Origin of the sequence: Nocardia sp. NPDC051570 (assembly GCF_044454005.1) — a bacterium.
In the GTDB taxonomy this organism is placed as follows: Bacteria; Actinomycetota; Actinomycetes; order Mycobacteriales; family Mycobacteriaceae; genus Nocardia.
Genome location: NZ_JBITDI010000006.1, coordinates 462,496 through 477,074, shown reverse-complemented (window position 1 = coordinate 477,074; position 14,579 = coordinate 462,496). Strand labels below are relative to the sequence as shown.

Sequence of the window (14,579 nt, the reverse complement as noted above, 5' to 3'; positions counted from 1 at the left end):
CATGGCTGCCTCGACCTATATGCCCAAGGGCCTGGCCTGGTTCTCCCGGTTCTACCGGCGCCGCGGCCTGATCTCCGCCCGGTTCGAATCGCTCGGCTTCGTGCTCTCGTTCGTCTGGCAGGTGCTGTCGTCGATTCCCTTGACGCTCAAGCACTATCGCGACGAGACGCTGCGCATCATCTCCGATATGACCTGGGGCCGCGGCTCGGTCATCGTCGGTGGCGGCACGGTTCCGATGATGATCGTGCTCGGCCTGGTCATGGGCGCCTCGGTGGCCGTCGAATCGTTCACGATGCTGAACATGCTGGGCATGGGCCCGGTCACCGGCATCGTCTCCGCCTACGCCACCACCCGCGAGCTCGCGCCCATCGCCGCCGCGATCGGCTTCGCCGCCCAGGCCGGCTGCCGCATCACCGCCGAGATCGGGTCGATGCGCATCTCCGAGGAGATCGACGCCATCGAGGCCATGGGCCTGCGCTCGGTGCCGTTCGTGGTGACCACCCGCGTGATCGCCGGGGCCATCGCGATCGTGCCCACCTTCCTGATCGGCCTGATCCTGGCGTATCTGTCCTGCCGCGGACTGATCACGCTGGTGCACGGCCAGTCCGGCGGCGTGTACGACCATTACTTCTTCCAGTTCGTGGCCGGATTCGATGTGATCGCCGCGGTGATCAAGGTGGCGATCTTCGCGACCGTGGTGATCCTGATCCACAGCTACTACGGCTTCTTCGCCACCGGCGGACCCGAGGGCGTGGGCATCGCGTCGGGGCGCGCGGTGCGCGCCTCGTCGGTGGCGATCGTCGGCATCGACATGGTGCTCACGATCCTGCTCTGGGGTTTCAACGCGACGATCAGTTTCACGGGGTAAACGCGAATGCCGAAGTACGCAATGCCCGGAGTGGCGGTCGACAAGAAACGATCCCGGCTCGTCGGCACGATCGCGATCGGGGTGATCGCCGCCGTGGTGGCGACGGTATGCCTGTACCGGGAGTTCCGCTCCGACAACGGTTTACAGATCGCGCTGCATACCGAGCAGATCGGTGACGGTGTGCTGGAAGGCACCCCGGTGCGGGTGGACGGTGTGCAGGTCGGCACGGTCACCGCGATCAGCCCCGACGAACGGGGAACTCAGCGAATCACCTTGCGGCTGAACCGTTCCCAGCTGCACGGCATCGACGACAGCCTGCAGGTCGACTACGCTCCGGCGAATCTGTTCGGCATCAGCGAGATCGAGCTGCGCCGCGGCTCGGGCGGTGACGCGCTGCGCAACGACAGCGTCATCGATCTGACCGGAAACAATGCCTCCGCGATCTTCGACGCCACCATGGGCAGCATGCTGCGCAGCCTGTCGCAGACCGGCGATTCGGTGCTGACACCGCAGATGGTGACCGTGATCGGCCAGGTCCAGCACAACATGAAGGCGTTCACGCCGCTGGCGCAGTCGATCATCCAGGTGGCCCAGATCGTGACTGACAACCAGCGCATGCCGCCCTCGGAACTGGCGGCCCGGCTCGGGCCCGCGTTCTACGGCGCGGGCAACTTCGCCGGGGCCAACGAGGTGATGGTGGACATGATCCGCAACCTCCCACGGCTGCAGAGCAATCGGGATGCCTTCGACGCCGGCGTGCGGATGCATACCGACACCCTGCTCCCGGGTATCGCACATCTGGGCTCGGTGCTCGGCGACGACCTGTCCGGCACCACCGACATGCTGGTGCCGGTCCTGCGCCTGCTCTCGCAGATGGTGCCGACGCCGCAGCAGTCGGGCGGCGATCTGACCGAGCTGCTGCGCCGGCTGCGCGCGGCGATGCCCGACACCCCGAACGGGCCGGTGCTGAATACCGAGATCGATCTGAGCGGAATGCCCGTGCTGGCACCGTTATTGGGAGGCGCCCGATGAAGGTGAGTGCCGCCGCGTGGCGGCTGGGACTGTTCGCGGCGGTGATGATCGTCGTGCTCGCCATCGTCTGCGCGGCCATCAAGCGCCCGGTGCCGGGACCCACCGAAGCGCACGACGCGCTGTTCACTGATGCCAACGGCCTGAAGGTCGGCGACGACGTGCGCATGTACGGCGTGCAGGTCGGCAAGGTCGACGGCGTCTCTCTGGATGGTGTACAGGCGCGAGTCCGGTTGTCGCTCAAGACCGATGCGCCGATCTACGACAACTCGAAACTGGCCATTCGCTATCAGAACCTCACCGGCCAGCGCTATGTCGACCTGCAGCAGCAGCCGCAGCCCGGTAAGCGCGTCTCGGGCAACGCCACCATCGGCACCGACCACACCGTGGCCTCGTTCGATGTGACCAGCATGTTCAATGGCCTGAAACCGGTGCTGGCCACCATCTCCCCCGAGGAGATCAACCAGTTCAGCGCGAGCATGGTCGCGCTGATCGAGGGCGACGGCAACGGCATCGGACCCGCCGTGGAGGCGATCGACAAGCTCGCCGCCCACGTCAAGGACCGCCAGGCGGTCATCGACAAGGTTCTGCAGAACCTGTCGGACCTGCACGATACGGCCGGCGGCAGGATCCATTACATGGCGCCGCTGCTGGCCAGGCTCGCCGATATCTTCTCCGGTCTGCAAACGAATATGGCCGGGCTGGCCGACTTCGCGGCGGCCGCACCCTCGGTGCTGGGCCCGCTGGACAATCTGTTCAACGCCCTCGGCCTGCGCACCCCCGACGATGTGGACGCGTTGATCCACAAGATCTTCCCCGATCCGCAGCAGGCCCTCGCGATATTCGACAAGCTGCCCGGACTGCTGGCGGGTTTCGACTCCGCCATCCCCAAGTCCGGCGTCGACGGCTGGAAACCGCAGTGTTCCAAGGGAAATGCCGATGTGCCGCAGGTGCTCGGGGTACTGATCGCAGGACAGCAGGTGGCGGTATGCGCGGGATGAGTTCGCTGCGCGGCCTGTTCGCCGATCGCCGGGTCGTCGGCGATCCGGAGAAACGGCGGCGCGAGATCCGGCTGGGTGTGATCGGTGTCGCACTGGTCGCGGCCCTGGCGGTCGGGGCGGGCGTGCTCTACGTCGTCCCGTTCGGCAAGAAGACCTATACGGCCGATCTGTCCGAGGCGCAGTCGGTGAAGGCCGGTGACGATATCCGGGTCGCCGGAATCACCGTCGGCACGGTGAAATCGCTGAAGCTGCAACCAGATCGGGTGCTGATGCGGTTCACCGTCGACTCCAATGTCTTCGTCGGCGATCAGTCCACATTGGATGTGCGCATGCTGACCGTCGTCGGCGGCAATTACGTGGCGCTGTTCCCCTCGGGCACACAACCCCTGGGCGCCAAGCACATTCCGATCGATCGGGTCCGGCTGCCCTATAGCCTCGTGCAGACCTTCCAGGACGCCGCCGAGCCGCTGCGCAAGATCGACGGAGATACGTTGCGGCGCAACCTCGCCGCGCTGGGCACCTCGGTCGCCCAAGCGCCGGACACGCTGCGCACCACCCTGGACAGCCTCTCGAGCTTCGTCGACGATCTCGATCGCCAGCACGTGATGATCTCCAAGGCGATCGCCAATGCCGACGAGTACGTGACCCTGTACGACGATGCCAAGGGCTCGCTGGGCAGGCTGGTACAGGCCACCAACCTCATGGAGGATCTGGTGCTGGGCAAGCGCGCCGAACTGCGCGAGGGCCTGCGGCTGTTGCAGTCGGTCCTCAGCAAGGCCGCGGCGATCTCGCCCATCTATGCCGAGCTGAAACCCAAGCTGCAGCCGCTGTTCGACGCGGTGCCGCGGATGGAGGGGCTGCTCGACCGGCTCGATCCGGTCGTCTCCTCCATCCAGGACATGCAGCAGAAGGTCTCGAAGATGGCCATTCCCGACGACGGCGCGAAGGTCGATCAATCCGGTCAGACCATAAACGCCCGCGTCTGCGTCCCGGTGCCGGGGAGGGATTGCTGATGCACAAGCTCCTGGGATCACGGGCCTTCATGTCGGTCGCCGGCACCCTCGTGACCATCGCCGTGGTGGTCGTGGGCTATCTCATCGCCTTCGATCCGCTGAAGAAGACGCAGAGCTACTGCGCGATCATGCCCGATAGCGTCGGCCTGTACGTCGGCAATCAGGTCACCATGCGCGGCATCCCGGTCGGGTCGGTGACTTCGATTGCCGCACAGGGCAAATCGGTGAAGGTCGACTTCGCCGTCCAGTCCGACGAACCGGTCTTCGCCGATGCGGGCGCCACCACGCTGGCCGACAGCATCGTCGCGGCGCGGCAGCTGGCGGTGGTGTCCAGCGGTAAGGACACCGCGCGCTGGAACCCCTCGCAGTGCATCACCAAGACGTTGACACCCAAGAGCGTCACCGAGACGTTGAACGCGGTCGCGCAGCTGTCCAAGGAGATCGACGGCGCCGATTCGAAGACGCCGAACGCGCTCGCCCACGGGCTGTCGGAACTGGATACGGCGACCGCGGGGACCGGCCCGCAGATCAACGAGATCATCAAGAAGCTCAGCGGCGCGATGGCCTCGCCCGACGCCGATATCGGCCATCTGGTCGGCGTCTTCGACGCCTTCTCCTCGGTCGGCAAGAAGGTCGAAGACCATTGGGGCGATATCGAATCGATGTTCACCCGCTTGGCGCCGACGCTGATCGCGGCGCGGACCGATCTGCTGGGACCGGGCGCGCAGGTGATCGACGGGCTCGCGGCACTGCTTCCGGTGCTCAACGACCTCACCACCGCCTTCGGCGATCCGATCCTGAAGACCCTGGATTTCACCGTGCCGCTGGTGAAGTTCCTGCGGGCGCGGATCGGCTCGCTGTCCCAGATCGTTTCGATGATGCCGGTGCTGACCGACGCGTTCCGATCGGTCGGGCAGTCCGGAATCGCCTATGCCCCACCGAAGGTCGCGCTCGCCCAGCCGAACGCCGATCAAGTGTGCGCGGCGGTGAACGTGCTGGCGCCGGGGCGATGCACCGCCGACGGCGGGCTGGTGAAGGTCGATATGGCGGCCCTGGTGTTCGGATTGGCAGGTGCGCGATGAGGTTTCGCAAACGGATGATCGCCGGGCTCGCGGTCGCGCTGACCGCGGCGCTCCCCGTCGCGGGCTGCGCGTTCGACCCCTCCTCGGTCCCGGTGCCCGGGGCCGAGGTGTCCGGGGACACCTACAACGTCCGCATCCAATTCGCCAACGTGCTGAATCTGCCCGCGCGGGCCAAGATCATGGCCAACGGCGCCCAGGTCGGCACGGTTTCCGGTGTGTCGGTGATGGATTCGGCCAAGACCGGCGGCCGTGGCGGCTATGTGCAGGTCGATGCCCGGATCTCGCGATCGGTACGGCTGCCCGTGGCCACGCTCGCCGAACTGCGGCAGAACACCGTGCTCGGCGATATCCACGTCGCGCTGATCACCCCGCCCAACGGATTCGACAAGCTGCTGCCCGCCGGTGGCACGATTCCGCTGGCCCAGACGAAACCGCCGGTCCAGCTGGAGGACTCGATGGCCGCGCTGGCCACCTTCACCCAGGGCGGCGCGGTGCAGCAGGTGCAGGACACCATCAATCAGATCAACGACGTCCTGCCCAAGGACACCGCCCAGACCGCGCGGATCGGCAAGACCATGGCCGACGACGCCGTCGATCTGGGCAATCATCTCGACGCGCTCGATTCGCTGCTCGACGGCATCGATAACAACACCAATGTGCTGCACGGGATCCGGCCCGTACTCGCCGATCTGCTCAATCAGGCCTCGGTGGATCAGATGAACGGCATCGCCCCGTCCGTCATCGGAGTGACCAAGATCTTCAAGCAGCTCGGCCCGATCGGCACCTCGCTGGCCTGGCTGGGCCCGCTGCTGACCAATGCCGACAGCACGGTGCAGGCATTCCTGCCGCTCCTGGCCTCGGCGCGGCCGCTGGATCTGAGTCAGCCGTCGAATCTGCAGGCGCTGGTGGCGCTGATCCGCGACAAGATCATCCCGTTCGCCGAACACGGGCCCAAGGTGAATATCACCGGCGTGAAAACCGATGCGCCCGTGCCGATTCAGGATCAGACCGACCGAATTCTCCAGACCCTTCGCATGATCGGAGTCGTCCGATGAAACTCGGGCCGCTCGCCTCGCTGGGAGGTATCGCCGCGATCACCGTGCTCGGTGCGGGCTATCTGACCTTCGGTGTGGTGCGGGTGAATCCGCTGGCGGATTACACCCACGCCACCATGGTGCTGACCAATTCCGGCGGGCTCGCCGTGGGTTCGCCGGTGCTGCTCACCGGCATCGAGGTGGGCCGGGTCAGCTCGGTGGCCAACAGCGGCGGCGGTGTCGAGGTCGGCCTGAAGCTCGCGGCCGATCGCCATGTGCCTACCGACAGCACGGTGACCATCGAACATCTGTCCGCGCTCGGGGAGCCCTATGTGGAGTTCCGGCCGAATTCCGGTAGCGGCCCCTACGTGCGCGACGGTCAGCAGCTGAAGACGGCGAATGTCCGTATGCCGCTGTCGATTCCGGAGGTCGCCCGGCTGGCCACCAAGACGCTGAATCAGATCGATCCGAAGGTCGTCGGCTCGCTGGTGGATACGGCCGAGAAATCCCTGACCGACACCGACAGCGCGATACCCAATCTGTCGCGGTCGGGAGATCTCCTCGCGGCGGCCATCATGAGCCGCAATCCGAAGATCGTCTCGCTGCTCAACAGCTTCCAGAACACGGCCAAGAATATGGATTGGGTGGGCCCGTCGTTCAGCGCGGCCGCGCCCGAATGGGTCGAGTTCACCCAGGCTCTGAACGATTTGGTCACTCACGTCGGCCGCATGGTCGACAGCGAGCCGATCGATCAATACACCACGGGGAACGGGATCGCCCCGTTCACCGAGAAGAACATCCACGCGCTGCGGGAGCTGCAACCGGAGCTCAGTGCCCTGCCCACCGTGCTGGGCCCGCTGGTCGACGCGATCGTCGCCGCCGCGCCGCGGATCGATATCTCCGCCTTGATCTCCCAAGCCCTCGCCGATGTCAGCGCCGACGGCGCCGTCAAGGTGCGGGTAGCCCTCAAATAGGAATGGAGGACGCGATGTCGAATGATGTTGTGACCGAACCGAAGCAGGAAGCCGAGAGCACCGAGAGCACTCCGAAGACCGTGTCGATCCGCCTGTCGACCGTCGCGGTCGCGGTCGCGGGGGTGGCGCTGATCGCCGCGACCGCCGTCTTCGCCTCGCTGTGGGTCTCGGCGCGCGGACAGGTGAGCGACCACGATGCCGCGGCCGCCGCCGACCAGCACGCCGAACAGGTCGCCACCGACTACGCGGTCGGGGCCTCGAATATCAACTTCCAGGACGTGAACTCCTGGATCGCCAAGCTCAAGACCAACACCACCCCGCAGCTGGCCAACAAGTTCGACGCCACCGCGCCGAAGCTGCAGGACATCCTGGTTCCGCTGAAGTGGACCTCGACCGCGACCCCGGTCGCGGCCAAGGTGATGAACACCGACAACGGGATCTACAAGGTCGACGTGTTCCTCAACGTCACCTCGACCAGCGCCCAGACCCCCGAGGGCGCGCAGACCACGGTCACCTACACGGTGAACGTGGATCCGCACAGCGGCTGGAAGGTCGCCGACGTCGGCGGCATGGCGGGTGCGCTGCCCAAGCAGTGACACGCGGGTCGTCGCGAGGGTGCGCGTCGCGGGGCGCGCGGTAGCCTCGAACCATGACGATGCGGATTCGCTCGGTGGCGTTGATGATGTGCGCCTTCGTCGTCTCCGCATGGGCGGCGATCCTGCTCCCGGCCGGCGAACCGAGTTCGCTACTGGCCGTCGGCGCGGCCGCGCTGCTGGCGCTGGCCGTGGTCGCGGCGCATTCGGCGCGGGTGCCGCTGCTACCGCTGGCACTGCGCGCGGGGCCGCCGGTCTCGGCGCTGCAACGCCGCCGGGGATCGTTTCTGCGACAGAGCAATCCAGACACCGCGGGCCGAGCGCGGCCCAGGGCACCGGGTCACGACCGCTGATCTCGTATCAGCTGTCTCGTTGACCCCATTCACATTTCACCCCCTGTGGGTGCCACACGTGAGGTGTTCCCATCATGCTCGATTTCGTGTATTACCCGGTATCGGCCGTGCTGTGGGTCTGGCATACCGGATTCGCCGCGGTGTTCGGCCCGGCCAGCGGACTGTCCTGGGCGCTGGCGATCGTCTTCCTCGTCGTCACGCTGCGGTTGATGCTGTATCGGCCGTTCCTCGCGCAGGTGCGATTCGCGCGCACCATGGCCGAGCTGCAACCGAAGGCCCGTGAGCTGCGAGAGAAGTTCGCGGGCGATCGCGAGGCGCTGGCCCGCGGGATGCGGGAGTTGCAGCGCGAGCACAAGTTCAACATCTTCACCGGATTCCTGCCGATCATCGGCCAGCTGCTGATCTTCCTCGGCCTGCTGCATGTGCTGCGCTCGTTCGATCACACCGGCGGCAACTACGTATTCCCCGCCGCCCAGGTGCGATCCTTCCTCCAGGCCGATGTGCTGGGCGCCCCGCTGTCGGCGACGCTGGCCCAGTCCGGCGGCGCACTCGTCTCGGTCGCCCTCCTGATCATCCCGCTGGTACTGACCTCGGCGATCGCCACCCACTGCACCGCCCGCGCCGCGGTCGCCCGCCAGACCGAGGTCACCCCGCAGATCCGCCTGGTCAATCGAATGAGCATGTGGCTGCTGCCGGTCGCCTCACTACTCGCCGGGCTCGTCATGCCGGTGGGCATCCTGATCTACTTCGCCACGACGAGCGCCTGGACCTTCCTGCAGCAGCACTACGTCCACCGTAGGCTGGAACCGGTCGGCGCGGTTCCGGAGCTCTAACGTCGCGGCCAGAATACGGCCAGCGCCAAGACAATAGACGGAATCCCGACAGCGACTACGAGGCCGACCTGCCAGGCGATCACGACGCCTCCAGGTCGGCCTCGTAGTCTGCCGTCATTGGCGTGGGGGCAGGAAAGACTCGTTGTCCTGGGCAAGAGCTCGGGCGATCCGTGCGATCAGCTCTACCGGCGGCGGTGCGAGCGGTCTGGGTCGGATGAGTAACGTGATGCCCGGAACACGTTGGGGGAGTTTGCTGTTCACGTTCGTCCTCGCCGCACCCTTGCGCATGGCGGTCGTGCTCGTCGGGGGGTGTTTAGAAGTGTGCCTGCAAGGGTGCCGAAGTCGTCTGGGGTTATCCGTGATTGCTGAAAAGTGTTGCGGTGGTTCAGATCTCCTGATACCGCGTCAGCACCTGCTTGACTGCGTCGGTGACCGGCGGCTCTTCGATGAGGTTTGTCCAGGTGTAGGCCTCGTGCTCCTGAAGTACGACAGGATCGGGCGACGTCACGTTGACGGTGAAGTTGAATTGCCTGCTCTTCTTGCCACTTCCGGAGCTGTAGTCGAATTCGCCCAGATAGTCGCCGATGCGGGATATGTCGAGGCCTGTTTCTTCTTTGACCTCTCGGATTAAGGCTTGGTCGAGGGCTTCGCCGGGCTCGACTTTGCCGCTGGGCAGTTCCCAGATGCCACCCATGAAGTCGTCGGATGGCCGTTGCAGGAGGAGGACTTTGCCGTCGTGGTGAACGACGGCCCCGACGACTAGTTGTTGCACTCCGTCGCGTGTTGCGTCGGCTGTCAGTTGCCCGAGCAGTGATGTGTGCACCATGAGTTCCTATCCTTTCAGGTCAGTGTGATGCTTGATGACTTTGTGGATGGCTTCGATGTACTGGTCGACCAAGGGCAGATCCGCTTCGCGATGCCAGACGGGCAGTTTGAGAGTGCGGTGATGGAGCTCCTCGGCCCTGGGGTAGTCGCCTGGGGCGTATGCCAGTTTGCCCATGAACGCGGGGAACAGTGGCCCCGGGCTTTGGAAAACCGGCAGTAGGTTGAGCGGGCATGTCGAGCCGGGGCGGTCGATGTCGTGGCAGCCCTCGGCGCGCAGGGCGGCGTGGAAGCGTTCGATCGGTACGTCGTCGAAGGCGTCGCTGTCGTAGTACAGGGTCAGGCCGTACCAGGATGGCTGAATGTCGGGCTCGTGCCATGGGGTGAGAAGACCGGGGAGTCCCTCGAGTTCCTCGCCGATGTATTCGGCGATCCGTTGCCGCCCTTCGAGGTAGTCGTCCAGGTGCGGAAGTTGTTGCAGGGCAATGGCTGCGGCGATTGGGTGGATGCGATGTTTGAGCCCGAGCCCGGTTACGGCGTAGCGGCTCAATTCATGCGACGGCGGGATTTCGTCGCGGCAGCGCTTGTTGTACTGGCCGTGCAGCAGGACGCGGTAGTAGACCTCGTCGTCATCGGTGAGGACGAAGCCGCCCTCGCCTGCCGACAACGGTTTCGGTCCGTTCATGCTGAATGCGGCGGCGCGGCCGAAGGTGCCGACTTTCTGGTCTCCGACGGTCGCGCCGTGGGCGTGGGAGCCGTCTTCGAGGAGCTGGAGTCCGTAGATGTCGGCCAGTTGTCGGAGTTGATGGATCTCGGCGGGCATGCCCCACATGTGGGTCACGACAATGGCTTTCGTACGTTCGGTGATGCGGTGAGGCACATCGTGTGGGTCGATGTTGCCGCTGGCGTCGGAATCGGCCAGTACCGGGGTGACACCGAGATGCAGCAGTGGTGTGGCGGTCGCGAAGAAGGTGTAGGCGGGTACGATCACCTCGTCGCCGGGACCGAGGTCGCAGGCGGCGTACGTCGAGTACAGGGCTGCGGTGCCGGAGCTGGTCAGAATGGCGTGGCGCGTTCCGAAGTAGGTTTGCAGCGCGTCTTCCAGCCGTGCGATGACGCCGGAGCGGTTGTAGACCGAGATGCTGTCTTCGAGCTGATCGAAAACAGCGGTCATAGTGTCGTCGGTCAGAGGCGGCCACGAAAAGTGCGGCCCCCCTGTCGAAATGACAGGTGTGCCGCCCAGCAGGGCCAGTGGTGAGGTCACAACAGCTCCTTGGGGCGTACGGTGGCGCGGGTTCGGGCGGCCTGGTAGCAGGCGGTGACAAAGGCCAGATGTGCGACGTGGTCATCGGGACTGCTGATGTTCGGGCGACTGCCGTCGAGTACGCGGGCGAAGTACTCGATTTGATCGGCGCCAGCCGGGGATCCTGTCGGCTTGCGGACGAATGCCTCGATAATGTTGCCGCCGTTGGTGAATCGCCGGATTCGGCTGCGCTCCATACGCACAGCGCCGTGTGAGCCGATCAGCCCTAGCTCTTCGGTCTTCGGGCCGATGAACCGAGACAACAGCAGTGAGCCGTAGAGGCCGTCATCGTAGGAAAAGTGGACGAGCGCTGTGTCTTCCGCAGCGTAGCACCGGTCCGGCCGAGCGCCGACCGACAAGTCGGCGGTGATCTCATCCGGAAGGCCGAAGTACCACAGGATCAAGTCGATCAGGTGGTAGCCCATGTCGATGACGCAACCTCCACCGGCCTTCGCCGACAAACCGCGCCAGCCGTCGGAAGGATCCTCGACGTGCATGGTGTAGCGGCCTTCGATCAGGAACGGCTTACCGATCCGGTCGGCCAGCAGCGGAAAGCTGGTGTAGATCGGATCGAGGCGGCGTTGCAGGCTGACCATCAGGTGGATGCCGGACTTCTTACAGATCTCGGCCAGCTCTGTCGCTTCCTCGAGCGTGGTGGCGAACGGTTTCTCCTTGAGTACATGGATGTGGTGCTGGGCCGCAGCGACGATGACCTCGCGCCCGACGTGGTGCGGCACGCACACAACCACCAGATCGAGATCTTCGGATTCGAACATTTCGTGGAAGTCGGCATAGCTCGGGACGCTGAGCCGGTGTTGATGGTCGCGGAGGACGGCGGGATTCTCGTCGCAGACTGCCGCGAGCCGCGCGACCGGGGACAACGCGAGGCACGGCAGATGGCTGTTCGTCGCTTGGTGGCCGAGACCGACGACGGCCGTTTTCAGGGCATCTGCGTGGTGACCGACGGCATGCATGGCAGGCGGATGTGTTGTGTCCGATGAACGTAGGGGCCGAAGCGGCGTGGCCCCGGGGATGGGAACGGACAGCGAATTGCACTGTCTCATCTGATCCTCCAGATGTTCGGTATGTACTTGGACTGTGGTTCCACAGTCGGCTATCGGCCCGTCGAGGAAGAGGGCAAGTTACGGAGCAGATTCACGCGATCAGCGACGATGGATCTGTGCCTGGATAAACTGAGCCGGACCGGCACGGTGAGGGGTGTGGATGCCACCGAATCTGCAGTTCCAACGACGTCGCGAGGCTACGGCCTCGCGCATCATCCCTGGTCGAATCATGGGCAGGGCCGAGCTGGCAGAAGCGGTCAACGACTTCCTCTGGCGGGTGAAGGGGCAGCGGTGTGAGCTCGATGCCCGCGCCATTGCCCGCTACGAACGCGGCGTCGTTCGATGGCCGAACGACGCCTACCGCGAAGCCTTCTGCGTGGTTCTGAACGCTACCGACGCCGAGCTGGGTTTCACGCCTGTCCGCAGCCGACGTAAGCCTGCGGATCAGCCTGAGAAGACGACGGATCTCGACTTGTTCAGTCCGTTCGAACCAAGCGCCACAGAGGTCGAGCTCACCGAACTCGAGGGTTCGGCCGACACTCCCACCGGGCGCGTCGGCTGGGCAGAGGTTGAGCAGGTCCGAGAGGCGACCAAGGTCGCGGCGGGTGCCGAGAATCTGCACGGTGGTGGGAACGCGAATCTTCTTGCCACGAAATATGTTCGGCGATATCAAGGTCTTGTACGAGGCCAAGCTTCGCCTGCGGTCCGCCGCGCGCTCTTCGAAGCCATCGGGAACCTCAGTGGCGTAGCGGGCTATGCCGCGTACGACGCTGGTGATCACGCGGTCGCGGAGCGGCGCTTTCGGTTCGCCTATTGGTGCGCGAACGCGGCCGGGTCATGGGAACTGCGTGCCAGCACGCTCGCCGACATGGCGCGGAAGATCGCCTACGTCGGTAACCCCGATGCCGCACTGTCGCTGATAGAACTAGCGCAGGTGAGATCTGATCGGCTGTCAGCCACGGCACTCGCCATGCTCGCAGCCCTTCGTGCCCAGTACCTGGCTGCGATGGGTCGTATCGACGAAGCGCTGAAGGAGGTGGCTCGCGCCGACGAGCACTTCGCTGAGCGCAACCCGATCACGGATGCACCGTGGCTGTGCTTCTATGACAGAGCCGAACATCTGGGAAGTACCGGCAAGGCGCTGATGCCAGCAGCGCAATCTCGACAACAGATCGAACTTGCAGCACCACGCATCCGCGAAGCAGTTGCTCTGCAAGGTATGGAATATCCGCGATCCCAGACGTTTTCACTCACCCGACTCGCGACGTTGACCATGCAGCTCGGTGATCCGCGAGAGGCAGCCGCTCTCGGGCTTCGTGCCACCGCGCAGGCCGATCGCCTGAATTCCCAACGTATTCAGACCGAATTGGGGAACTTGGCTGCGGCCGCCTCGCGACACCGCCGGATGAGCGACGTGATCGAGTTGCGAGACGCCATCACCCACCAAACCATGTCGGGAGCGAAATCGTGACTGCGGCCAAAACATCGGACGAAGTATTGGCCGACGCTGCTCAGGTGGCTGACATCGACCTGAATGGCCGAAGGATCATCCGGGAGGGGTCCCATGCCATCTACCAGGTAGCGGGCGGCATCGTGGCTCGGATCGGGAAACGCGGTAGCCGCGAGGCGGCTGAGCGTGAGGTGCGAATCTCGCAGTGGCTGAACAGCGTCGGGATAAGGGCTGTCGAGCCTGTCGAATCTCTCCCCCAGCCGGTCGTAGTCGACGACCGGCCTGTCACCTGGTGGCGGCTGATCCCCGACCACCGGCCAGCAACGCCAGCCGAACTCGGATCTATGCTGCACGCTCTCCATACGCTCACCCCACCGAACGAACCAAAGCTGCCGGAGTACGACCCTTTCGACACGCTCCGGGAACGGCTGGTTGCCTCGGATGTGGCCGACGAAGGAGACCGAATGTGGCTCCAATCGCACTATGACGACCTACGGCGTCGATTCGACGAACTACCGAAACCACAAGCACTTCACGTAATTCACGGTGATGCCTGGCAAGGTAACCTCGTCGTTCCCGCGTCAGGCACACCGATCCTGCTGGACTTGGACAAGGTCTCACTCGGCTGGCCGGAGTGGGATCTCATCCAGCTCGCGGTCGACTACACCGATTTCAGTCGCGTGTCGGAAGCCGACTATCGATCCTTCGTCGAGGCGTACGGAGGCTTCGATCTCACCACGCAACCGAGTTTCCGGGTGCTCGCCGACATCCAAGAACTGAGATGGGTGGGGTTTGCACTGGGTCAGGCCACTGCCAGCGCCGCTGTAGCACAGCAGGCTAAGCATCGGATCGCGTGTTTGCGAGGGAAAGTGCCGCGGCCATGGCGGTGGGAAGCGTTGTGATTTCGAGGTGGACGGCTACCTCGACTACTCCGATTGCCGAAGACGCACGGGCATTGCTAGGACAGTGGTCGGCGAATGTCGTGCGGCCGAAGATCGTCCCAGTTCGGGTGGGATTCGGTGCGGAAGGCTGTTCACGCGATGTCGTCTGATCACGAGCAGCGCAATGATCGAGAAGTGACGTTTCGCGCGTAACCTCCCACGCACGCTCTCGATGAAACCGGACAGTTCGCGCTCGCGGGCAGTGTTCGTATCTCGGGA

General features: G+C 64.8%; 15 protein-coding genes. 12 read left to right on the top strand and 3 right to left on the bottom strand.

From position 1 onward, the window contains the following. Window position 1: 1 nt before the first annotated feature. From ACIA76_RS18445 to yidC, 10 genes are all read left to right on the top strand, one after another. A complete protein-coding gene (locus tag ACIA76_RS18445; protein ID WP_397153012.1) occupies window positions 2–868 on the top strand; it encodes an ABC transporter permease in 867 nt (288 codons plus the stop codon). Window positions 869–874: 6 nt separating this feature from the next. After that, entirely contained in the window at window positions 875–1,900 is a 1,026-nt protein-coding gene (locus ACIA76_RS18440) for an MlaD family protein (protein ID WP_397153011.1), read from the top strand. Continuing rightward, window positions 1,897–2,898, top strand: a complete 1,002-nt coding sequence (locus ACIA76_RS18435; RefSeq protein ID WP_397153010.1) for an MlaD family protein — start codon at window positions 1,897–1,899, stop codon at window positions 2,896–2,898. Before ACIA76_RS18440 ends, ACIA76_RS18435 begins: the two co-directional genes overlap by 4 nt. After that, entirely contained in the window at window positions 2,886–3,911 is a 1,026-nt protein-coding gene (locus ACIA76_RS18430; protein ID WP_397153009.1) for an MlaD family protein, read from the top strand. The genes ACIA76_RS18435 and ACIA76_RS18430 overlap by 13 nt, the downstream gene beginning before the upstream one ends. Continuing rightward, complete coding sequence (locus ACIA76_RS18425) at window positions 3,911–4,993, top strand: MlaD family protein (protein ID WP_397153008.1); 1,083 nt, start codon at window positions 3,911–3,913, stop codon at window positions 4,991–4,993. Before ACIA76_RS18430 ends, ACIA76_RS18425 begins: the two co-directional genes overlap by 1 nt. Beyond that, on the top strand, window positions 4,990–6,048 hold the full coding sequence (locus tag ACIA76_RS18420) for an MlaD family protein (protein WP_397153007.1): 1,059 nt from the start codon (window positions 4,990–4,992) through the stop codon (window positions 6,046–6,048). Before ACIA76_RS18425 ends, ACIA76_RS18420 begins: the two co-directional genes overlap by 4 nt. After that, on the top strand, window positions 6,045–7,001 hold the full coding sequence (locus ACIA76_RS18415) for an MlaD family protein (RefSeq protein ID WP_397153006.1): 957 nt from the start codon (window positions 6,045–6,047) through the stop codon (window positions 6,999–7,001). The genes ACIA76_RS18420 and ACIA76_RS18415 overlap by 4 nt, the downstream gene beginning before the upstream one ends. 14 nt (window positions 7,002–7,015) lie before the next feature. Beyond that, on the top strand, window positions 7,016–7,597 hold the full coding sequence (locus ACIA76_RS18410) for a hypothetical protein (RefSeq protein WP_397153005.1): 582 nt from the start codon (window positions 7,016–7,018) through the stop codon (window positions 7,595–7,597). Window positions 7,598–7,650: 53 nt separating this feature from the next. Then, window positions 7,651–7,947 (top strand): DUF6412 domain-containing protein, encoded by a 297-nt coding sequence (locus ACIA76_RS18405; RefSeq protein ID WP_397153004.1) that lies wholly within the window; start codon window positions 7,651–7,653, stop codon window positions 7,945–7,947. 74 nt (window positions 7,948–8,021) lie between these two features. Beyond that, on the top strand, window positions 8,022–8,780 hold the full coding sequence (yidC, locus tag ACIA76_RS18400) for a membrane protein insertase YidC (protein ID WP_397153003.1): 759 nt from the start codon (window positions 8,022–8,024) through the stop codon (window positions 8,778–8,780). A 385-nt stretch (window positions 8,781–9,165) separates the two neighbouring features. Here yidC and ACIA76_RS18395 read toward each other — a convergent pair whose 3' ends face one another. From ACIA76_RS18395 to ACIA76_RS18385, 3 genes are read right to left on the bottom strand one after another with little or no spacing between them, the layout of a single operon-like run. Then, complete coding sequence (locus ACIA76_RS18395) at window positions 9,166–9,606, bottom strand: NUDIX domain-containing protein (RefSeq protein WP_397153002.1); 441 nt, start codon at window positions 9,604–9,606, stop codon at window positions 9,166–9,168. A 6-nt stretch (window positions 9,607–9,612) separates the two neighbouring features. Continuing rightward, on the bottom strand, window positions 9,613–10,866 hold the full coding sequence (locus ACIA76_RS18390; protein ID WP_397153001.1) for a DegT/DnrJ/EryC1/StrS family aminotransferase: 1,254 nt from the start codon (window positions 10,864–10,866) through the stop codon (window positions 9,613–9,615). Next, window positions 10,863–11,879 carry a Gfo/Idh/MocA family protein gene (locus ACIA76_RS18385; protein ID WP_397153000.1) on the bottom strand — a complete coding sequence of 339 codons (1,017 nt, stop codon included), beginning with the start codon at window positions 11,877–11,879 and terminating at the stop codon, window positions 10,863–10,865. Before ACIA76_RS18385 ends, ACIA76_RS18390 begins: the two co-directional genes overlap by 4 nt. A gap of 250 nt (window positions 11,880–12,129) precedes the next feature. On the opposite strand from ACIA76_RS18385, the gene ACIA76_RS18380 reads away from it, so the two are divergent. Continuing rightward, complete coding sequence (locus ACIA76_RS18380; protein ID WP_397152999.1) at window positions 12,130–13,440, top strand: XRE family transcriptional regulator; 1,311 nt, start codon at window positions 12,130–12,132, stop codon at window positions 13,438–13,440. After that, a complete protein-coding gene (locus ACIA76_RS18375) occupies window positions 13,437–14,321 on the top strand; it encodes a phosphotransferase enzyme family protein (protein ID WP_397152998.1) in 885 nt (294 codons plus the stop codon). The genes ACIA76_RS18380 and ACIA76_RS18375 overlap by 4 nt, the downstream gene beginning before the upstream one ends. The last annotated feature ends 258 nt before the right edge of the window (window positions 14,322–14,579 follow it).